General features: G+C 39.8%; 20 protein-coding genes. 15 read left to right on the plus strand and 5 right to left on the minus strand.

The features are described 5' to 3' along the window. Positions 1–11 precede the first annotated feature (11 nt). The 7 genes from H9L23_RS14855 to H9L23_RS14885 all read left to right on the plus strand — a co-directional run bounded on the left by H9L23_RS14855 (position 12) and on the right by H9L23_RS14885 (position 6,771). Positions 12–260 carry a phosphopantetheine-binding protein gene (locus H9L23_RS14855; RefSeq protein WP_225876570.1) on the plus strand — a complete coding sequence of 83 codons (249 nt, stop codon included), beginning with the start codon at positions 12–14 and terminating at the stop codon, positions 258–260. After that, positions 248–1,012 carry an alpha/beta fold hydrolase gene (locus tag H9L23_RS14860; protein ID WP_187591151.1) on the plus strand — a complete coding sequence of 255 codons (765 nt, stop codon included), beginning with the start codon at positions 248–250 and terminating at the stop codon, positions 1,010–1,012. Before H9L23_RS14855 ends, H9L23_RS14860 begins: the two co-directional genes overlap by 13 nt. A gap of 10 nt (positions 1,013–1,022) precedes the next feature. Next, positions 1,023–2,222, plus strand: a complete 1,200-nt coding sequence (locus tag H9L23_RS14865) for a glycosyltransferase (protein ID WP_187591152.1) — start codon at positions 1,023–1,025, stop codon at positions 2,220–2,222. A gap of 10 nt (positions 2,223–2,232) precedes the next feature. Beyond that, positions 2,233–3,447 carry a glycosyltransferase gene (locus tag H9L23_RS14870; RefSeq protein ID WP_187591153.1) on the plus strand — a complete coding sequence of 405 codons (1,215 nt, stop codon included), beginning with the start codon at positions 2,233–2,235 and terminating at the stop codon, positions 3,445–3,447. Positions 3,448–3,714: 267 nt separating this feature from the next. Beyond that, positions 3,715–5,004, plus strand: coding sequence for a condensation domain-containing protein (locus H9L23_RS14875; protein ID WP_187591154.1), 1,290 nt, complete (start codon positions 3,715–3,717; stop codon positions 5,002–5,004). Continuing rightward, on the plus strand, positions 5,001–6,269 hold the full coding sequence (locus tag H9L23_RS14880) for a condensation domain-containing protein (RefSeq protein WP_187591155.1): 1,269 nt from the start codon (positions 5,001–5,003) through the stop codon (positions 6,267–6,269). The genes H9L23_RS14875 and H9L23_RS14880 overlap by 4 nt, the downstream gene beginning before the upstream one ends. Further along, positions 6,250–6,771: a hypothetical protein gene (locus H9L23_RS14885; RefSeq protein ID WP_187591156.1), complete on the plus strand. Its 522-nt coding sequence runs from the start codon at positions 6,250–6,252 to the stop codon at positions 6,769–6,771. The genes H9L23_RS14880 and H9L23_RS14885 overlap by 20 nt, the downstream gene beginning before the upstream one ends. On the opposite strand, the gene H9L23_RS14890 is transcribed toward H9L23_RS14885, so the two are convergent. Both H9L23_RS14890 and H9L23_RS14895 read right to left on the minus strand, forming a co-directional pair. After that, complete coding sequence (locus H9L23_RS14890) at positions 6,752–7,159, minus strand: hypothetical protein (RefSeq protein WP_187591157.1); 408 nt, start codon at positions 7,157–7,159, stop codon at positions 6,752–6,754. The two genes, H9L23_RS14885 and H9L23_RS14890, sit on opposite strands and share 20 nt — an antisense overlap. 394 nt (positions 7,160–7,553) lie before the next feature. After that, a complete protein-coding gene (locus H9L23_RS14895; protein WP_187591158.1) occupies positions 7,554–9,632 on the minus strand; it encodes a CehA/McbA family metallohydrolase domain-containing protein in 2,079 nt (692 codons plus the stop codon). A gap of 309 nt (positions 9,633–9,941) precedes the next feature. On the opposite strand from H9L23_RS14895, the gene H9L23_RS14900 reads away from it, so the two are divergent. After that, entirely contained in the window at positions 9,942–10,775 is an 834-nt protein-coding gene (locus H9L23_RS14900; protein WP_187591159.1) for an alpha/beta fold hydrolase, read from the plus strand. Positions 10,776–10,814: 39 nt separating this feature from the next. On the opposite strand, the gene H9L23_RS14905 is transcribed toward H9L23_RS14900, so the two are convergent. After that, the gene (locus H9L23_RS14905; RefSeq protein WP_187591160.1) at positions 10,815–11,585 is read right to left on the minus strand and encodes a hypothetical protein; all 771 of its coding nucleotides are present in this window, start codon (positions 11,583–11,585) and stop codon (positions 10,815–10,817) included. A 6-nt stretch (positions 11,586–11,591) separates the two neighbouring features. Further along, a complete protein-coding gene (locus tag H9L23_RS14910; RefSeq protein WP_187591161.1) occupies positions 11,592–12,287 on the minus strand; it encodes a LytR/AlgR family response regulator transcription factor in 696 nt (231 codons plus the stop codon). Positions 12,288–12,538: 251 nt separating this feature from the next. Here H9L23_RS14910 and H9L23_RS14915 point away from each other — a divergent pair, with 251 nt between their 5' ends. From H9L23_RS14915 to H9L23_RS14940, 6 genes are all read left to right on the plus strand, one after another. Continuing rightward, positions 12,539–13,159, plus strand: a complete 621-nt coding sequence (locus H9L23_RS14915; protein ID WP_187591162.1) for an insulinase family protein — start codon at positions 12,539–12,541, stop codon at positions 13,157–13,159. A 144-nt stretch (positions 13,160–13,303) separates the two neighbouring features. After that, a complete protein-coding gene (locus H9L23_RS14920; RefSeq protein ID WP_187591163.1) occupies positions 13,304–14,653 on the plus strand; it encodes a M28 family metallopeptidase in 1,350 nt (449 codons plus the stop codon). 43 nt (positions 14,654–14,696) lie between these two features. Continuing rightward, a complete protein-coding gene (locus H9L23_RS14925; RefSeq protein ID WP_187591164.1) occupies positions 14,697–15,170 on the plus strand; it encodes a TspO/MBR family protein in 474 nt (157 codons plus the stop codon). Next, positions 15,119–17,518, plus strand: a complete 2,400-nt coding sequence (locus H9L23_RS14930) for a patatin-like phospholipase family protein (RefSeq protein ID WP_246474699.1) — start codon at positions 15,119–15,121, stop codon at positions 17,516–17,518. The genes H9L23_RS14925 and H9L23_RS14930 overlap by 52 nt, the downstream gene beginning before the upstream one ends. Next, positions 17,515–18,045: a hypothetical protein gene (locus H9L23_RS14935; protein WP_187591165.1), complete on the plus strand. Its 531-nt coding sequence runs from the start codon at positions 17,515–17,517 to the stop codon at positions 18,043–18,045. Before H9L23_RS14930 ends, H9L23_RS14935 begins: the two co-directional genes overlap by 4 nt. A gap of 713 nt (positions 18,046–18,758) precedes the next feature. Beyond that, on the plus strand, positions 18,759–19,325 hold the full coding sequence (locus H9L23_RS14940; protein WP_187591166.1) for a 2'-5' RNA ligase family protein: 567 nt from the start codon (positions 18,759–18,761) through the stop codon (positions 19,323–19,325). Here the strand turns inward: H9L23_RS14940 and tamL are convergent, their stop codons facing one another. Continuing rightward, entirely contained in the window at positions 19,326–21,749 is a 2,424-nt protein-coding gene (tamL, locus tag H9L23_RS14945) for a translocation and assembly module lipoprotein TamL (RefSeq protein WP_187591167.1), read from the minus strand. It lies immediately after the preceding gene. Here tamL and H9L23_RS14950 point away from each other — a divergent pair. After that, entirely contained in the window at positions 21,740–22,486 is a 747-nt protein-coding gene (locus H9L23_RS14950) for a TrmH family RNA methyltransferase (RefSeq protein WP_187591168.1), read from the plus strand. The two genes, tamL and H9L23_RS14950, sit on opposite strands and share 10 nt — an antisense overlap. Positions 22,487–22,542 lie beyond the last annotated feature (56 nt).

Below are 22,542 nucleotides of genomic sequence, written 5' to 3' on the forward strand. Positions count from 1 at the left end.
TCTTCAACCTCATGAAACAATTTATCACCGAAGTAATCGGCGAAGAATTTGTTGAAGAAATGGATATCACCCCTGAAAGTTCTTTCACCAAAGATCTGGAAATGGATAGCATTGAAATTGTATCTTTTTCCGAAAAAATCAAGGCGCATTTTGGCGAACAGATCGATTTTACAGGCTGGTTATCTTCCATGGATTTAGATCAGCTGATCAACTTAAACTTAGGCATGATCATCTCTTATATCGAAGAATGCCAGTCATAACGGTAAACGGCAAATCGGTTCACATTCAGGAGCTCAATAAAGAAGCTGCTGAAACCATCGTCCTTGTTCACGGGATGTTCAGTAACCTGTCTGTCTATTATTTTAATATCGCACCATTGTTGGCCACAAAATATCGCGTGGTACTGTACGACTTAAAAAGTCATGGCATGAGCGAAAAGGCTTTGAAAGGATACGACCTGGAGAGCATGACCAACGATCTGCTTGCACTTATGGAGGAATTAAACCTGGAAAAAGTGCATCTGGGTGGTTATAGTTTTGGCGGATTGATTGCCTTAAAAATGGCCATCCGCTTTCCCGAACGCATTAACAAACTGGCCATAATTGAAGCGCCAGACCCTAACGATGATAAAACCAGGGGCATTATTGATGAGTACAGCCGCGAGTTTTTAGAGCATTATGTCGAAAACTTTACCGATACCACCAAAGTGAAAATGGGTAAACGGCAAATGGAGCGCAACCACCGCATGTACGAGTACCTCTTTTATCAAACTTCGATTAAAACAGACATGGAGCTTGAAAAAGACTTTTTCGGCAGTGAGGCAATTAGAACCATACAACAATCTACCCTATTATTATATGGTACCGATTCTAATTGTTTAAACGCAGGAAAATACCTTGATGGGCTGATCGAAAATGCAGATTTAATTGCCGTTCCGGGTGATCATAATATCCCCATTCAACAACCATTAGTTATTGCAGAAGCATTGTTAAACTTCTTTCAGGAAAAATAAAATTAAACACATGGCAAAATTCGTATTTGTAGTTCCTCCCCTAACCGGCCACATTAACCCAACTTTGAGTATGGGTGCAGCTTTATTGGATAGAGGCCACCGTGTAGCATGGATTACTTTAGATCAATCGCTGGGCGATAAACTTCCTGAGGGCGGCGAATTACTCGTAATCAGTTATGACCAGAACGATCAGCAGAAAAAAGATTCCGAAAAATACCTCGATATCATCACCAAAAAGATCGTTTACGGCATCGATAGCATCAAATTTCTGTACGAAGAAGTATTGATTCCGCTTAACAGGCACAGTTATGAAGGCATTGCCGGTCTGCTCGATCAGTTTAAGCCTGATGTGGTGATTACCGATCACCAGATGTTTGCCGGAGCTATTGCCGCTACCAATAAAAACTATCCCTACGTAACCTCTGTTACTGCACCAGCAGCCATAAAAGTAATGGATGAACTGCCAAAAGTGCACGAATGGGAAGTGAACCAGATTGTGGAGCTGCAAAAAGAATTCGGCATCACCGCAAGCGGCTCTATTGCCTGCTCTGATCTTGCCACCTTGGTATTTACCTCACGCGATTTTTTCGGGGAGATGGACTTACCTGAACATTTTAAATTTGTAGGCCCGGTTTTTAACCGCCGCAAAACCTCCATTCCTTTTCGCTGGGACGCATTTCATAACAGCCAACCCAAAATTTTGGTGAGCATTGGTACCACTTTCGATCACGAACATAAAAAAGCATTTTTTGCCAAGGTAATCGAGGCTTTCGCTAATGAAGACTTACACGTGGTGGTAGTTTCCGATCCTGCTTTATTTGAAGAGTGGCCTGCTAATTTTACCGTGCAGCGCCAGGTACCACAATTAGAACTTTTGCCACACCTTGATGCTGTGGTTTGCCATGGCGGACACAATACTGTATGCGAAACTTTAATGAATGGCTTACCCATGGTGGTTATTCCAATAGCATACGATCAAAGCCATGTTGCCGGACGTGTTTTCAGGGTTGGTGCCGGAGAACGTTTAAACTTTAACCGTTTTAAAGCCAATCACCTTAAAGAAGCAGTAAACAAAGTGCTGCAGAACGACAGTTATAAAATAGCTGCAGAGCAGATCAAACAATCCTTTATCCAGGCTGGTGGAACAGAAAGTGCCACCGATTTACTGGAAGCTTTAAGCAATAAAACCTCAAACGTATTCATCAGTTAAATTATACATTATGTCAAAATTCCTTTTCGTTGTCCCGCCCTTTTTTGGCCATATTAGCCCAACATTAAGTATTGGCGCAAGTTTACTGGCCCGCGGCCATGAAGTAAAATGGCTTGGCATTACTCCGCTTGCCCAGGTGCATTTGCCCGAAGGTGGCGAGTTTATTTACCCCGAAGAAGATCTGGTGGAGTATACTGATGAAATACAACGCATTTTAAAACGTCAGGATGATGGCCCTGCCTGTTCTGGACCAGAGGTGATGAAACTGGCGCTCGAAGAAACTTATGTGCCTTTTGCTAAAATGATGATGAAAGGGCTGAACAACTTTGTTGATGCATGGAAACCCGACGTGATCATTAACGACTGTATTACCTTTGCGGGTGCATTAAGCGCACATTTAAAAGGCATTCCATCGGTTACCACTACCCCGGTTCCACCTGATGTAATGGGTGATACCGCAAATAGTGCTCCCAAGATATTCGAATGGCAACAAAACCTGATCAAGGGTCTACAAAGAGAAGTAGGCATTTATAGCGACGATATCCATATCCATTCGCACCAATTGAACATGGTTTTCACTTCGCAGGCTTTTGCCGGCTTTGAAGAAAAACCACCGCATATACAATTTGTGGGTCCGGTAAAAGGCCGGCCAAATTTAGCCCCCTTTGATTGGGAACGCTTAAGCCAGGCCACCACGCCTAAAATTTTTGTTTCGTTGGGCACGCTATTGGTTGATATCCGTAAGGAATTTTTCCAGAAACTGATTACCGCTTTCGAAAACCAGCCTGTAACCATTGTGGCCGCAACCAATCCCGATATTTTTGAAAAATGGCCTGATAACTTTATCGTAAACGGTTTTGTGCCGCAGTCAGAGTTGATGCCACACATGGATGCGGTAATTTGCCACGGCGGTTTCAATACCGTAAATGATACTTTCACCAATGGTTTACCAATGCTGATTACCCCTATTGCTTACGATCATTTCCATACTGCAAAATTAATTGAGGGCGCAAGCTGTGGCGTGAGTATCCGTTACAAGCGTTTACGCATCAGCGATTTAAGAGATACCGTTTTCGAGCTTTTAGAAAACCCGAAATACCGCCAGGCTGCAGAAAAAATAAGAGAAACATTCATCGCAGCCGGTGGCAATGATAAAGCGGTGCAATTGCTGGAAGATTTTGCCGAGGTTAATAGGGTTGTCAACTTTGATAGCCCGCTAGCATAGATGATATGAGTTGTCAACTTTGATAATACGCTCGCCCGAAAGTTGACAACTCTTGGCGTAAATTATAAAAAGCGATCGTCATCCGATAGCTAGCGGATCCCACGCAGGTGGGAATCTTAAAGCCCATTGCACTACGATCCTGAATAAATTCGGGATGACGGAACGCATAAATTCATAGTGAAAAAACGCATAAAGATAACTTTAAGAGTTGTCAACTTCCATAACCAGTTTGCTAGAAAGTTGACAACTCAGAATACACTAATCTAAATGAAAAGAAAACTGCTATTCGGTGAAAGGATGTTATACGGAGATGGAAACAGTCCGTTTAACATTGTAATACCTTTCAAAATCAGGGGAGAAATTAAAGAAGATGATTTAAAATTTGCCTTATTTAAAATCCAGAAAAAACATCCCTGGTTAACCGCAGCAATTCGTTTTGACGAAGATAAAAAGCCCTGGTTTGTAACCAACCTTACCGAAGCTTTTAAAATTCCCATCCGAATAGTAGAGCGTTTAGGTGATGATCATTGGGAGCAGGAATCTACACAAGAGTGGAAAACTGTTTTTGATGCCTCAACTGCACCACTTTGCCGCATTACCTGGCTAAAAGGAAGAGAGGTATCCGAATTTTTGATGGTATACCACCACTGCCTTTGCGATGGCACCGCAACGCTTTCGATTTTAACCGAACTGCTTCAGCTATTAGACGATCCAGATGCAGATATCGGCAAAGAAATTCCGATTATGGGTATAAAAGATGTCATCCCTGCAAAGGTGCTGAACAGTTACCGCAACCGGACTAAAAATGGTTTGATCGGGAAAATTGCCACGCTCGCCCTATGGATCATCCCGATCAAAAAAGTAGCCGTTGAGCGAAAAAAAGATTTTATGCTCCACTGGAGATTTGATCGGGATTTCACTACACAGATCATCCAGTTTTGCAAAGCCAATCAGTTTACCGTAAATACTTTGTTGAGTGCCGCAGTTTTAACGGCCTTTAAAGAAGTAAGAAAAGAAAAAGCCTTTAACAAAATATCGCTCCCGGTCGACATCAGGAACTTTAACCCGATTATTAAAAAAGACCACATTTTTGCTTTTGGTTTAATGATTGTACTGTCCCTACTGCCAGAAAAAGACTTTATTGATAATGTGAGGGCCTTACAGAAAGATGTGAACAATAAATCCTCAAAACTCAATCCTTACAGCCTGATGATGATGATGGAAGCTTGCCACCCGGCGTTAAACAACTTCACCAATTTCTTAAAATATGGCAAATCAAGCAACGATTGTATGTTTTCTAACCTTGGTAAAATCGATATCCCACATCAATACCAGCATTTTGAAGTAGAAAACGTATTCAGTCCTTCGGTAGTGGGACCTTTGGGTAACACTACCACCATGATCGTTTCCACTTACCGCAACCAAATGGATTTCACTTTTGTAGCCAGCGAAGGTTATGTACCTTATGTAGAAGCAGAAGCTATTAAAGAGAAAGTGATCTCCATCCTTAAAAACCAGTTAGAGCAACCCGTTGAAATTTTAAGCGCAACCGCATGAAAAGAAGATTAATTTTAGGTGAACGGATTATGCATGTGGATGCTAAAACACCTTTAAACTGTGTTTTTGGTGCCAAAATATCTGGTACCATCAGCAAGGAAAACCTGCATCGGGCATTGCAGAAAATCCAGCAGAAACATCCGCTATTGCAGATGAATATCGATGCTACAGGCAAAACGCCCTATTTCGTACATCATGAAAATATCAGTAAAATCCCGGTCAGGATTACCGATCGTTTAACAGATGAAGATTGGTTAATACAATCTAAAACCGAATGGTATAAACTTTTTGACAATCAGAATGAACCATTGGCAAGACTAGTATGGCTAAAAGGAGAAACCAAATCAGATTTTTTACTCGTACTTCCGCATTGTATCTGCGATGGAACTACCATATTAAACCTGATGCGTGAACTGATGACATTGATCGATAATCCCCAACAAAACCTGGCGCCTTACCCTTCGTTTTTGTCAGTAAACGATCTGATGCCGGAAGATTTTTCCATCTCCAGACTCGGTCACTTTAAAGGAAAGATTTTTGCAGCCCTGGGTCGCTTGTTTTTCTTTTTTAAAGCCACTTCCAACAATCAGGTAGATCGGAACAATTATGCCGTTCACTGGAAAATTAGTGCCGAAAACACCAAAAAATTATTGCAGAAATGCAAGGAAGAAAACACAACGGTACATGCTGCCATCTGTGTGGCCTTTATGGAAGCTTTCAAACACGTTCAAGGCACTAAAGCTCATGGCAAAGTGATCTGTCCGGTTGATATCAGGCGATTTGTAGAGGCCATAAAACAAGACACCATGTTTGCCTTCGCACCCATTGCAGAGCTTAAACTCGACCCGATAGAAAACAGTTTCTGGGCCAAAGCGCAGCTATTAAAAAATGATCTGGACGCAAAAATAGCCGAAATGAAAGTTTACGACCTCTTGAGCATGAGCGAGTATTTCCATTCATCGGTAAATAAAATGATCGGATTTTTAAGAACCACAAAAGGTACCCACGATATTACACTCAGCAACATGGGACTTTTGAACATCCCTAAGGATTATCAGGATTTTTCCATAGAAACCATTTATAGCCCAACCGTTGCTTTCCCATGGAAAAACGCCAATACTTTGGTGTGCAGCACTTTTAACGGACAACTGGATTTCTCTTTCATGTCTAACGAATCGTTTTTAAGGGAGTTTGAAGCCTGGCAGATCAAAGACAGGGCAATGGAACTGATTAAGGAAAATTTAAATGAATTGGCCAATGCCTGATGATGTGATAAAAGATGAAGAGACAAAAGTCTCAAACTGGCGGAAATTTGTGCGCAAAAATCTGCTTATTCACCTTATTCCAAATACTGTATTGAACACGGTAGTACCTTATTTTGCCTTCAAAGCACAAAATTCGGTACACTTGTTTAGCGGTGAGCAAAATCTGGCCAGATTTTTACTGCCGATGTCTTTATTGCTCCCCTTTATGATTACCCTCGATATATTAAAGAAAATAAAAGCGCTTCAACATACTGGTGCCATCAATTACAAAGAAGAAGTAAAAATTACCGGTTATCCTTTTATTCTGAAAAAAGCAGGATTGAATGGCCTCTACAGCATTGCAATTGTATTTATCCTGATGCTTACGCTACATTTCTCTTTCCCGCCTAACCACGATTTTGGCATCACCCCATCCGCAGTATGTGCAGGATTGCTTGCGGGTTTATATTCCATTACCTTTTTTTATCTTGCCATCAGGAGGTTTAAGATTGATGCAGCATAACGTTAACATAATGCGCATGCAAAAAGCTTATGCCCAAAAAGCTGGATATCCTATCCGCAAGGTTGGATATTGCATCCGCATGGTTGTAAATCGTATCCGCATAGTTGGATATTGCATCCGCACGGTTGGATATTGCATCCGCACAGTTAAATATTGCATCCGCACGGTTGAATATTGCATCCGCACAGTTATAAATCGTATCCGCACGGTTGTAAATCGCATCCGCATAGTTAAATATTGCATCCGCACGGTTGGATATCGCATCCGAACGGTTATAAATCGCATCCGCACGGTTGTAAATCGCTCCCGCAAGCTTGGATATCGTATCTGCAAGCTTGGATATTGCATCCGCATGGTTGTAAATAGCGATAAAAATTACCTTTCCCATCCGTCCTCGTTATAAACGCGGACGATATAAAGCAATATAATGCTCAGGTAACAAACCGCGGGGAATTTTTCGTGTATTCAGAGCATCCGTGGCAAATGCGTAGGCTTGATCCTTAAAAAGGTCGTCATTCCCGCGCAGGCGGGAATCGTAATGCTTAAAACATGGTTCATTAAGATTTCTAACCCGATAGCTATCAGGTTGGGAATGACAATTCACCAGGTGTATTATACGCTCGAATTCCTTTCTACTACGCTACCATTTATAGAATCAATGAAAAAAGTCATCATTGCGAGGCACGAAGCTAACCGAACGAAGTGAGCTCATTGCGCCAGGATTTTTCTGTCATCAATATCGATTTTTATGCAATAGATTACCCCTCAGGATGACAGTAAAACTACTCCAACCACACCATTTGCGTAAAAGCACCATTAGTCGCAATGTCCCAGGCCTCTACCCTTACCCATTTACGACCTTTTAAATCAATCTGCCAGCTAAAATCCTTTTTGCCAAAAGCCTGCGTTGTATTTAAATTAATGCGTTTACGATAAACCTTTGCCCCATCGCCCGATACAATTTCTACAAAACTTAGTGGAAACGTCCAGTTGAGCTGCATGTTTACCGTTGTTTTACCGTTTGCATCAATTTTCAACGTCTCGCCTGCACCTTTCCCATTAACATTAAACTTTGGGATCAGCACCTCGCCTGTCGACACGAAGAACTTACCTTTTCGCATTACATCTAAAACAGGTTGCCAGCCATCGGCATAATTCGGCACTTTATCCAATTGCAAATAGTTCACATTTAAATGTGCGTACATTTCATTCTGTTCGGTAATGGTAAAAATATCGGCTTCCGAAATCACATGTTTCCTCAAACCCCAATTCGCCATATCGTCCATCAGGTTTAACACCCTTTTACTTAAAGTGGGTAAGGAAAGATCTCCTGGAATGGCTTTCCACGCGGCACCCATAAAAGTTTCCGATTTAAAAAAATCTTCCTCCTTATATTTATCCGGATAACCTGTTGAAGCTTTCGTTCTCGCATGCGCGGTCCAGGCCAGGCCATGCTCCTGTTCCAATAACCTGAGCATTTCAACCTTATCATTTACCCGATAAACTTTACCATATTTAGGATCGTTGCTTTCGAAAGGAAAATCGCTTTTCCTCGACATGATCCAGTAAATCGGTTTAGGAAAAAATGCCAGCCAATGCCCTCCATAAAAATTATTCGCTTCTTCTCCCGGTAATAACAGAAAATTAGGATCAGACAGCCTTTGGGTTTGTTTAAATAAGGCGTCCAATTCTTTCAAACGGGTCGAATCTGGCCCTTTCGGGTGTCCAGGACCATGAAATTCGGCAAGTTTTACAATATTTAAACCAGCTTTTTTCAGTACCGTTACAAATTCGGGTTTTTCGGGAATAGTTTTTCCACTTAACACCACGTCAGAAATAAACTCATTGTGAAAATGGCTCGCCATTGTTTTGTAACCCGCCAGTGGCACATAAGTATCGTTATGGGTAAACTTCTTCACTTCCGCCAAAGTTGCATCTGCTTTCCCAGTGCTTAACAAACAGAAAAAATTGAGCCGTTGTTGTGTATTTGGTGGCGCATTAAACCAGGGCACATAACGTTTATCTCCCAAAGGATCCTGACGGATGCCAATACCATACCCGGAGATCAGGTTTAAATAATTTCGGCCCTTCCAGGTGAATTTAAGGTTAAAAGCTTCATCCAATGGATAAAAATATTGGTGTGGTGCCGGAAAAACAGCCAAACTTCCGCCAGCATTTTCGCCGATAACGGTACGGTATTTTACTTCAAGATTTTTACTTTCATCAGTTTTAACAGCCTTTTCTGTCTGAAGATTACCTTTTACATCACTCCAGGCAACATTAGTCCACATCTCTTTTTTATTTACCAATCCGGCATCGTATAAAATAGCTGTTGAATCTTTTTGGGTAGATACCACTGCGGCAACGTTAAACAAAGGACTTCCGTTGTAAAGCGTAATTTCTAAACTACCATTAAACAATTCGGATTGTATACCTGCTATTTTAACAACAGTTTGCGAACCATGTGTAGAGACGCTGGCACTTCCTTTTTCAAACTTTACTACATTTGTGGTATAAGGCCGTGTGGGTACACGATCAAAAAACACATCCCAACCACCACTTTCAGCACTTAATGTACGTTTACCTACCCGCAAAATAAAAGCGGGATCTAGATTTGCAGCAACTACTTTTAATGCACCTTTTTTACCCATCTGCAAACTGCTGAACAATGGTCTGCCATTTTCCAGATCAAGTACCATTTTACCTATGGCACCATTACCTACTGGCCAGCTCAGAACCAGTTCTTTTTGCCTGGTGGAAACAGTTGCCCCATTAGGTTTAAAAGCTTGCAAATTAACCTGTGCTATTGTATTTAGATAGAATAAACAGACAATAAAAAAAATTGGGACGGACTTTTTCATTAGGGATATTAGTTTTTTTCGGTTAGCTGATTATATGCAAGATAATGATTATGAGCAAAATATGTGCTTTTACAGGATTGAGTTTAATCATCTTCAGCATTTAATTTTTCATTTCTAAAACCTTAAAGCCCTTAATTTCGTAATAATAAAACCCAACAAACAATTGACCATTAATGAATTAAGGACATTAAAATAGGAGACATCATGTCTGTTCACAGATTACAGTAGTGCGTTTTGTTCATTTTTTATTTTTTTATAAAAAAACCGTTACATTGTTTAACTTAATGGGGACTTTTAAAATCAAACATCTTGCATCCAATACTCATCAGAAATAATGTAAAAATCCTTGGCGAAGGTAGCCAGGTAATCATGTTTGCCCATGGCTTTGGCTGTGCGCAAAGTTCCTGGAAATACATTACAGACGCCTTTCTGGAGGATTACAAGGTCATATTATTCGATTACGTAGGCTCTGGCGATTCGGACCTCAGCCAATATGATAAACGCAAATACGCTACTTTAGAAGGTTATGCCTGCGATGTAATCGATATTATCGATACCCTTGAGCTTTCCAATGTCATCTTTATCGGCCATTCGGTAAGCAGCATGATCGGCATGATTGCTGCATTGCAACAACCAGAATCATTTAAAAAACTGGTATTTATCGGACCATCACCCCGGTATTTAAATGACCATAATTACATAGGCGGTTTTAATATTGGAGATATTGAAACCATTTTTGAACACATCACCGAAGATTATGCGGGCTGGGTTAAAAATTTAGCACCTGTGGTAATGGATACTCCATTAAAACCAGAACTATCTGACTTTTTGCAGGAGTGTTTTGAAGCTACCGACCCAAGCGTGGCACTGGCTTTTGCAATGGCCACCTTTAAGGCCGATTACAGGGATAAATTAAAAGACCTCGAAGTACCAAGTTTAACACTACAGAGTTCAAACGATATCATGGCTCCATTATCAGCGGGCGAGTTTATCTATAAAAATACCCCAGAAAACTTTTTGGTGGTTATGAAAGCTACCGGACACTTTCCACACATAAGTGCACCCGACGAAACCATCAGGGAAATAAAAGAATTTATCGGCGATTCAAAATCAATCCCCACATCGGGTCACCAGTATGTCTGATAAGATTTAGCAAAAACAACAGCACCAAAGAGGAGATTGTTATATTGTGTGATTCAAAAATAGCTGAACCTCTTCTTTGGCCTTTTCACAGACGGAAACAATCGAATCTACATGATGCCTAAACTGATCATGGTTGAGCTGATCATATTCAATGGCTTCAATCGCTGCACTTAATTTAGGTTTTAGCCCCATCAAATAAATGGTCGATTTCATTTTATGCACCGTACGTTTTAACGCTTCGTAATTTCCCTCTCCAAGATCATTATTTAACTGGATTAGCTCTTCAGCAATAATTTCGAAAAATTTCCCGGCCATTTCACGTTCAAAATCTGCATTCCCCATACTGATCTCTTTTAAATAACCTAAATCGATGGTTCGGTATGTAGCAGTTTGGATATTTTCTTCAGAGGAAACTTCTTTTGTTAAGAACTGTGTTAAAACACCAACCAATTCTATTTTTGAGATCGGTCTTGTGAAACAGCCATTGATTCCTTTATCAAAACATCTCTTTTTCATCTCCTCCCCGCCGTCAGCAATAATAGCCACTATCGGAATGTTTAAAAGCAGCTCGTTTTTAATGTGCGCTACTATTTTACAATACGCCAGATCAGGCGAATCGATATCGATTAAAACAAGTTTAAATGTAAAATCACGGAGATTTTTAATCGCCCCCTCCTCATTAAATGCAATAATAAAACTGACATCGTATTCTTCAAGGTATTCGGATAACTGCTTATGATCTGTTTCACCAATAATTAATACATCAATTGGCTTATCCGGCCCCTGATGTTTTTTTTCAATTGCTTCCATAAACCTTTATAAAATATGCATCCGCTTATTTAATACAGATTTATAGGCATCAGATACCGGAACAAACTGCTTATGTATAATTAAAGTATTGCCTTCTATCGTATCTATTTTAGCAATATTGATAATGAAAGAGCGGTGAACCCGGAGAAAATTTTTAACAGGGAGTTTATCTTCAATAGATTTTAGTGAAGAGTGAACAGAATACGTTTTCTCACCCATAAAAATTTTTACATAATCGCCCTGCGCTTCCAGGTGATTGATATCATCCAGTCTGATCCTCCTGATTAAACCCGAATCACGGATAAAAACAAAATCATCGGCATTGTTTCCTACAAACAGGTTACTCAGGTTATAAATTTCTTTCGCTTTGTTAATAGCCATTAAAAACCGGTCGGGAGTTACGGGTTTGGCTATAAAATCTACAACATTAAGATCAAATGCAGTTGCAGCGTAATCTTTTTTTGCACTGATAAATATAATCAACGGTCGCTTATCGCCCAATCCTTTAACCAGTTCTATTCCTGATATCCCTGGCATTTCAATATCCAATAACAACAAGTCGATTTTATGAACAGCCAGATTCCGATAGGCATCTGCAGCATTTTCGCACTCGGCAATCAGTTTCAAAGAAGGATCAATCTGTAAAAAATGACTTATTGTATTCCGGGCAATCACATGGTCATCAACGATTAAGCAATTCATGAGTATCAGATTAACGTCAAAAATAAAACTAAGCATAACCTACAGGAATATTTTCAGAAAATAAATAATGAACAAAATGAATAAAATATATATTTGCAGAAATCCGATCCCTCTTTCGTCACGTATATACGCCCGTTCGTCTATGATTCCTGCCTTTCTAACGCCTTGATATAGGCCACGAAGCTAATCAGCTATACATTTGCTCAACATTATTTAATAAAAGTCAATCCTATTTATCTAAAAAAAATAAAATGAACACCATTAAAACAATTGCACTTTCAACCGTTGCCATCCTCTCGGTTTATTCAGCTAAAGCACAAACCTTTAAGGAGCCGGTGGGCTACAAACTTAAAAACGGTATGAACATTATCATTTCAGAAAATGATAAGTCGCCAAAGGCTTACTCAAGCTTTACTTTGGATGCTAAAGCATTCAGCGATAAAAAAGATGGCGTAGTTGAGTTACTAAACGCCGTATTAAACGAAAATGTGAGTAAAAACGCGAACATCAGTTTTAAAGATAACAGTGGCAAACTGGCTACCGCTAGTGCCGATCTTGAAAAAGATTTAACCGAAATGGCTGCTTTGATCCAGAACGCCACAATCGATCAAAAAACTTTCAATATTGCAAAAGCTAAACTGATCACCAGTTTGAAAGCCCACGATTATGATTACGATCAATCGGTAAATGAAACTTCGATCAATGCTTTAACCCTTGCTGATGTAAAAAGTTTTTACAGCCAGATTTCTCCTGAAAAAACATTTTTAACCATTGCCGGCGACGTAGCATTAAGTGATGCGAAATCATCAGCTAAAAAAGCTTTCGGTAACTGGAACAAAACACAGGAAATTGCGTCAACAGTTGCAAAATAATATTAAAAACCAAACAATCCGGCCCTTTGATTTATTTCAAAGGGCTTTTTTATGCTTAAAATGTTACAGAAAAACACATTTAAGCCCCGGTTTTTAGGTTATCATTCAATATATTAGCTATCTAATTAATTTTTGGTGATACAGATGAAAAAAATCTACTCAATTTTACTTTTTGCCTCAATAAGTTTATCCATAAAAGCACAAACTACGGTAATCCGTAATCAGGATATCGATAAAATGGTTAAAGCGGTAAATCAGGATTCATTAAAGTCATATATCTCAAAAATGGTTGCTTTCGGTACCCGCAATACCTTAAGCGATATTAAAAGCAAAACAAAAGGTATTGGTGCAGCAAGAAATTGGGTGGTGAGCAAGTTTAATCAGTTTGCAAAACAGAGCGATGGCAGGTTAACCGCTTATTTAGATACCACCACCTTTAAACCCGACGGCAAAAGAGTAGATCAGCCTACTTTGTTGGGTAACGCCGTTGCCGTATTAAAAGGCACAGATGCAAATGATAAACGCGTGTATGTGGTGAGTGGCCACCTCGATAGCCGTGTTACCGATGTAATGAACAGAACCAGTGATGCACCCGGCGCCAACGATGATGGCAGCGGTGTAGCAGGTGTAATTGAAGCGGCCAGGATTATGAGCCAATATAAATTTGCTGCCACCATTATTTTTGTAGCCGTAAGTGGTGAAGAACAATCTTTGCTGGGATCGGGCTTTATGGCCGCAAAGGCAAAAAAAGAAAACTGGAATGTAGATGCGATGCTGAACAACGATATGATTGGAAGCAACAATAGCAGCGAAACCCAGATTATCGATAATACCCGTTTACGTGTATTTAGTGAGGGATTACCCTTCCTCGACCTGGATAAAAATGCTAAAAGCATCCGCCAGTTTGGTTTAGAAAATGATGGAAAAAGCCGTCAATTGGCCCGTTATGTTAAAGAAATTGGCGAGCGTTATATAGATCAGCTCGAAGTAAAACTGATTTACCGGAATGACAGGTTTTTACGCGGCGGCGACCATACCCCATTTGTAGAAAACGGTTTTACCGCGGTACGCATAACCGAAATGAACGAAAACTTCGATCACCAGCACCAGGACCTTAGAACCGAAAAAGGTGTGCGTTATGGTGATCTGCAGGAATTTATGGATTTCGAATACCTCCGCAAAAATACGGGTGTAAATATTGCGGTTTTGGCCAACCTGGCAAAGGCCCCATCTGCCCCTACCGAAGTAAAAGTAGATGTTAAAAACCTGAGCAATTCTACTTATTTATACTGGAAAGCGCCTGCAAATGGTACAATAAAAGGATATTATGTGCTGATGCGCGAAACCAGCAGTCCGGTTTGGGAAAAGAAATTTTTCACCTCCGCCACCGAACTCAGATTGCCTTACAGTAAAGACAATTATTTGTTCGCCGTACAAAGCGTTGGAAACGAAGACAATGAAAGTTTAGCCGTTGTTCCGGGAATAGGCAGATAAAAACATTTTAGGATTTACCAATGTTTAAACTCAAATTTACGGCATGAAATTTAAACCGGTAGCGTTTATCATTAATATAGCCATTACGCTGAGTGTTGGCGCCCTGGGTGGATGGGCAACGGCCAAATCTGTTAAAACCTGGTATCCAACACTCAATAAACCTTCTTTTAATCCACCAAACTGGCTTTTTGCTCCTGTTTGGACAACCCTTTATGTATTAATCGGTATCGCGGCTTACCTGGTTTGGATCAGACGAGATAAAATTGTACATTTTCCACGTACAGTAGCCATTTACCTCATTCAGCTGATTTTAAATTTGGCCTGGTCATTCATTTTCTTTTACCTGCATGAGGTTGGTTTTGCCCTTGCCGAAATCATTTTGCTGCTGGCTATAATCATTATCAATGCGTTAACCTTTTATAAAATCAATAAATGGGCAGGGCTTATATTTATTCCATACATAATATGGGTAAGTTTTGCAACATTTTTAACCTACAACATTTTCATATTGAACTGATTTTAAAAGAAAAACACCTATTTTTAGGGGTGTTAACTTTTAAAAGATTTTTGCTGATCCTTTTCGTTTTGTGCTGTAACCAATTGCAGGCGCAAAAAGTTGGTCTTGTGTTTAGTGGCGGCGGAGCAAAAGGATTGGCACACATCGGTACTTTAAAAGCCTTAGAAGAAAATCATATCCCGATCGATTACATTACCGGAACATCAATGGGTGGTATTGTTGGGGCCATGTATGCGGCAGGTTATAGCCCAAAACAGATTGAAGAAATAGCGCTCAGTAACGATTTCCAAAATTGGGTAAACGGGCGTTATACCAGCGATTACACCTATTATTTTCAGAAAAATGCCCCAAATGCTTCTATGCTTACTGCAAAAGTGGCCATTGATACGGGTTTCCATTTTAGTTTCCGCTCCAACCTCATTAATGATATCCCCTTAAATTTCGCCTTTTTAGAACTTTTCTCACAGGCATCAGCGGTTTCTAAAGATAATTTCGACAATCTTTTTGTACCCTACCGCTGTATGGTTGCTGATGTACTATCGCAAAAAAGTATCACCGTAAGCAAAGGCAGTTTGGCCGAAGCAGTAAGGGCAACCATGACCGTCCCCATTGTTTACCGCCCCATTAAACTGGATGGGAAATATGTTTTTGACGGTGGTTTGTACAATAACTTCCCTGCTGACGTAATGGAGAGGGACTTTAAGCCCGATTATATCATCGGGGCCAATGTTTCGTCCAAAACCTATAACGAGTACCCTAAAAACATCGACGACCGTTTGATGAACCGTTTTTTGGTATACATGTTTCTTTCCAAATCAGATTCTACCATGATCGGTAAAAATGGGATATATATCCAGCCCGATCTGGCCAATTATGGTGTAACCAACTTTGCACCGGTGGCAGAGCTGATTAAAAAAGGCTACGATGCAACCATGGCCGATATGCCAAGGATAAAGGCTTTGATCAGCAAGAGGGTAAACGACGAAGAACTGGCAAAAAGAAGAGAAAAATTTAATGCAAGAAAACCAGAGTTAAAATTCAGCAACGTTACCGTATCAGGGGTTAACGCGCAACAAAAGAAATACGTAGAAAGGCTTTTTAAAAGCGACCAAAGCACTTTCGATCTTAAGGATATCAGACGGGGTTATTACAAACTCGTTGCAGATCAGACTTTTGAAACGGTATATCCTAAAATATCCTATCAGGCCGCAACCGATAGTTATACCTTTGAGGTGGTGGCACAACCTAAAAAAAGCTTCAAACTCGATCTGGGTGGGAATATCTCCACCAGGCCAATCAGCAATGTTTTCCTCGGGGCGCAATACAATTACCTCAACAGGAAATCGTACACCTTTGGCACCAGCTTTTATTCAGGTCGTTTCTACGAATCTGTTCAGGTAAACGGACGTGTAGATTATCCAACCAAGCTGCCCTTATTCCTCGCTGCCGAACTAACCTATAACCACTGGAATTATTATAACACCAGTCAGATTTTTATCGAAAACCCCCGCCCCATTTACATCGAGCAATCCGACCGGAAAATCGACCTGATGGTGGGCATGCCTTTAAATTACAATACAAAAATTGTCCTTCACTCTACTTTTATCAATAATAGTGATCATTACAGCCCCAACAATACTTTTGGCGTTGGAGATGTGCTGGATGAAACGGTTTTTAATGGATTTAGAGGTTCGTTAAACCTCGAAAAAAATTCGCTCAACCGAAAACAGTACGCCACAAACGGACAGAGCTTTTCTTTAAGTTTTAATTATACAACTGGCCGCGAAAATTACGATCCAGGTAATATTTTCCGCAGTACCCCAGGTTTTATTAAAACCCAGGAGCTTAGCCGTTTGCACCATTGGGGCAGCATTAAACTCACCCAGGAAAATTATTTTTTACACCTCAAAAAATATACATTGGGTTATATTGTAGAGGGAGTTATTTCCAATCAGCCTTTATTTAGCAATTATTACGCTACCTTGTTAACTGCTCCGGCTTTTTATCCGCTGCAGGATAGCCGTTCATTGTTCCTTGATAAATTCAGGGCCACCACTTATGCTGCCGGCGGAATAAAAAACATTTATAATGTTAAAAAAAATCTCGATTTTAGATTGGAAGGATATTTATTTTTGCCTCACAAAGAGTTTGAGCTGAACAATTTCCAGGATGTGGATTATGCAAAGGCCATTACCAAATTACGTTACGCCGCTACGGCAGGCTTAGTTTATCACTCTCCACTTGGTCCTGTAAGCTTAAGCTATAATTTATATAATGATGCGATTAAAAGAAATGGTGTATTATTGCATATCGGTTATTTAATTTACAATAAACGTTCTATCGAATGAAACGAATCTTACTCTTATTATCCCTGTGTTTAATCGGCTTTTCCGGCTTTGCCCAAAATGCAGCAATCAATAATTTCCTGGTCAAAGAAAACCTGCTTAAAAACAATAAATTAGCCATTATTGCAGCCGATTCGTTAAACAATCCCAACGAGAATATAAACGGAACCTATACTTTCAGTGTGAGTGGTTTTACCCAGATTTTAAAATTTAACGATGGTATTGCCGTGCTGCCGCTGCCGATCGATAAATCTACATTCGTATACATCAAACATCAGAACGATACCGGTACGCACAGCAAATTGGTATATGTGTATAAAAAAGATACCGATTTAAGTCCTTACGCCATCAATAGTTTATGGCTGTTTATCATTCCTATCGCCCTCATCATTATTGCCTTTGCCTTCCGCAAACTCATCATATTTGTGGTGATTGTGTTTTTGGTATTTGTTTATTTTAACCATAGTAACGGATTAAACCTTTCTACCTTTTTCGAAAGTATTTTTGATGGCTTGAAGAACCTCATTTGATGTTTTTAAATGATGTGCGTAAATCGTTACTGCGAGACGTCTTTTTCAGCCGGCGAAGCAATCTTTACTTCAAGGTTTGCGAATTGTTAAGCAGGGTGTAAAAAGTGAAACGAAGATTGCTTTAGTTGCAGAATTTATTTATTTTTTAGAAAAGCAATTTCGGTGGTTCTTCGGTTCCGCCAGTCCCGCCCTTTGCTTAACCCCGATAAATGTTCTATAAATCAAATTGAACTAAAATCGGGGTAACGCTGTCGGTCGGGTTTATTAAACATAAGTACGTTTCGTGGAATCCTTCCGTGTTAATCTGTGCATCCGTGGCAAAAATAAACTTAAGTGATCTGTGAGACACAGACCACGGCAACGGAGAAACGAAGATTGTTTGCTGTTACATGTTTTTTTTAGAAAAGCTTTGCTGTAGTTCTTCGGTTCCGCCAGTACCGACCTTTGCTTAACCCCGATAAATGTTCTATAAATCAAGTTAAACTAAAATCGGGGTAACGCTGTCGGTCGGGTTTATTAAGCAAAAGTCCGTTTCGTGGAATTCTTCCGTGTTAATCTGTGCATCAGTGGCAAAAATAAACTTAAGTAGCCTGTGAGGACACAAACCATAACAACGGTTCGTGGAGACACGAATCAAGGCTAAAGAAGAAATAACCAATCGTTTTAACCATTTCACCTTTCATTTATGCTAATTTTTTTAGTAAATTTGATCCGTGGAAAATCTATATTTAGTCTGTTTGGTTCCTCCTGTTTCTATTGTGGAAGATATTGATGAGATCAGGAATTACATTTCAGAGAAGTTTAATGTACACGAATCTTTAAAAAGGCCTGCGCATATCACTTTGTATCCACCGGTTAAATTATCGTCATTAGCGGCCGAAAACAGATTTTTCAAATCACTTGAAGATGCTTCTTTTAACACGCCGTTTACACAAGTGCTTAGAAATTTTAATGCCTTTCCGGAGCACACTTTCTACCTGGATGTAGCGCAGAACGAAGGAATTATGAATCTTGAAAAACAGATTTCAAAAGCCTTACAGCCTCTAAAACTGATAGAGAAAAAAGAAAAAGTCAATCCACATTTAACTTTAGCTTTCAGGGATATAAAAGCCGTTTTCACTCAAATCATGGCTGATTTTAAAGACCGAAAATTTAAGCGCGAATTCCAGGTAGCCTCTTTTTCTGTTTACAAACACCAGGATAAAAGATGGCAACCTTACAAAGAATTTGCTTTTAAAAATCCGGAAACAAAACCTAAAGCATTAAGCCTTTTTGGTTAATTAAAACGGCATACCAATACCAAAGTTATACTGCAGGAAACGATAAGTATCAGGCCCGTGTGTGGCGTTGTAAGTATCTTTAAAATCCCTGGCACCAGATAAAAACTTACTGATTACCCATTGATCGGAGCCCGTAAACTGCGGATCTTTAAGCTTCAATCCAACATCAAACCTAAAAACAAAATATTGCACGTCGTACCTTAGGCCAAAACCCGTACCCATAGCAAGTTGTTGAGCCAGTTTACCTAATTTAAATACCGTTTGCTCATCAAGTGCTGGAGTGGCAGCAAGAATTGATTCACCTTTACGAAGATTCCATACATTGCCAATATCAACAAAGGCTGCTCCTTTTAATGTAGCACCCAAAAAATTCTTTGCAACAGTGAAACGGTACTCAAAGTTTGTTTCAATACGCATGGTTCCAAGCTGGTCAAGCCCAAAAAATGCTTTCCTCAAGGTATCGCTTCTTAAAAGTCCTCTATCATAGTTTCCGGGGCCAATGGTTCTCGCCTGCCAGGCCCTCACCCCATTCGATCCGCCTGCAAAAAACTGCTTCTCGAAAGGAATACCTGTTAATACCGAATTTCCGTAGGCATAAGCCACGCCTGCGTTTAAACGGGCAACAAACTGTTTTTCGCCGCCTAAGTGTTTGTACCATCTTATATCAACCTCAGGACGCATATATTGGTTAAAAGGCAGGCCCAATATTTTCGCCGGATCGCCACCTGCAGGATCATTCTTGTTGCCGGTTAATTTAGATATCCCTTGCAACATATTGCCTGCAATATCCATTCCTGCCCTTAAATAAACGAAAGACCTGAACTCATTCAATTTATTTGCGTTTAAAGTATAAGTATACTTCATACCTAAGGTTAAATCCTTACGACCAAGTAAGGTAGAATAATAAAGGTTATTAAGCACCGTATTAGGGTCTACATTAGGATCTAAATTACCAAAGCGGTACTCAAAATTTAAAGGGGTAAAAGAGTGAAGTTTGGATTTGGTTTCAACCCAGTCGTAAGTAATCGAGTTAATGAAAATCCTTCTTACCGACACATCTTTTTGCAAGGCGTAAATGTAACTGCTCGAAAAGGTAGTATGCGGCATTCCGTTTCCGCCCAGCACCGGATTATAAAAAGGAATCATTAACCTCGGTACAGTAATACTCGCACTGATCGAAAAATCGCGCTGGTAAATATCGCTGAAGGGTTTAGCACCATTGCCGATTCTGGATTGCAAACCACCTTTTACCTGAAGCTCGAACCGCTCTGCACCTCTAAAAATATTGTTATTTGTGTAGGTATTACTTAAGTTAAAACCGACTGTACCCCCGTTAAAAGGCACCTCTCCCTCTATACGGTTGGTCATCACCTTTTGCGGAATCAATTGGATCACAGCATTCACTTTATTAGAGGTACTATCTCTTCTAAAATAATCGATCTTTACATTCTTGAAAATATTCAGCTCGTATAAGCGGTCGTAAGTCAGGTTTTCATTGCGGATATCGTATAGTTCACCCTGTTTTAAAAAATCGTACCTCACAATCGGATTTCGTCTGTAACGTTTGGAGAAATCGGTAAAGATGATCCCGTTAACAGTATCTTTATTTAATTTGTAACGCACCGAATCAGGAAAACCATCTGGATTTGGAGCAATAATCATGTGTGTGTAACCAATATTGAATTGTTTATGCGGTCCTTCTGCCGGATCGGTTACATTTAAATTCAAATCAATTTTATTGGTTTTCGAAGTTGGCTCTGCGCCATAAACGTCGAAGTTTACATAAGGTCTTAAAAAGTAGAAATAACCGTTTTCTTTCATGATGCGGTAAACCTGCTCCCGCTCATAAGTTAAAGAATCTTCATCGTATTGCATGCCTTTGTGCAGGTGGCTTATGCTTGCTTTATTTGATTGGTAAAGGTTTTTTATATTTTTATTCGGGATTGAATCGGTCAATTTATCGATGAAATAAGCTGGACCGGGCTTCGCGCTAAAAATAACTTCCGCTTTTTTATCGGCTACTTTTATCGAAGAAGTAACTTCTGCCTGACGGTAACCTTTACTTTTTAAGAATTTCTGTATCTGGGTTCTCGAAATTTCGACCAAAGTACTGTCCAAAATTGCCGGAGGGGTACCAAAAGGCTTGATATCACTTGTTTTATACCTTCCATCCTTGGTATTAAACAGATTGTATAATGGCACCTGGATACTCAGCTTAGAAGCTGGTCTGAGATCTTTTTGAACATAATTATATGCTTGCTCTTCAAATTTAGCATCAACACTGTCAATCGTTACCTTTTTAACGATCGATTGATAGTCGGCAATGTATTTTGTTGATGAACAGGCCTGAATTAAAACAATAATAAATAGTAATATTGCAGTGCTTTTCAGTTTAATATTTATTAAGTATTGGTATGCTTTCAAAATCACAGATTAGTTTTATAAAGTCGTTACATCAAAAAAAATACCGTAAAGAGCATGGTTTATTTATTGTTGAAGGCATAAAATCCATAAAAGAGTTTATTCAGTCAAGTTACCACATTCATACCATATTTTACAACAGCGAACAATACAATTTGTTACCCAAATTGCCCGCAAATATAAACTTATTTGAGGTAAAGAACGCTGAATTAGACAAGATTAGTACGCTGCAAACACCACAGGGCTTTTTAGCACTTGTTCACCTACCAAAAAACAAGGAATTAGACCAAAAAGAGTTGAAAAATCAGTTTACTTTGGTTTTAGATGGCGTGCAGGATCCGGGCAATATGGGTACCATAATCAGAACGGCAGATTGGTTCGGCTTTAAAAACATCATTTGCTCTGCAGATTGTGTGGAAGTGTTTAATCCAAAAACCGTTCAGGCGACCATGGGATCGCTGGCAAGGGTAAATATTTTTGAGGCTGATTTACCGGTTTTTTTAACCGATAATACCCTCCCGGTATTCGGTGCTTTGTTAGATGGCGAATCGATTTATAAAACCCAGTGGGGAAGCGAAGGATTGGTAATTTTAGGCAATGAAGGCAAGGGAATATCGCCCGAAGTGATCAAAAAAATAAATAAACCGGTTACCATTCCGAGGATCGGAGAAGCCGAATCGTTAAATGTAGCCGTAAGTGCTGCAATCTTTTGCGCTGAGTTAGTGAGAGTTCGAAATTAAATTGAGATATTATTTGCGGGCTAACGAATAATTGCTATTTTTGCAGCCTTGAATTT

Source organism: Pedobacter roseus (assembly GCF_014395225.1).
Classification (GTDB): Bacteria; Bacteroidota; Bacteroidia; order Sphingobacteriales; family Sphingobacteriaceae; genus Pedobacter; species Pedobacter roseus.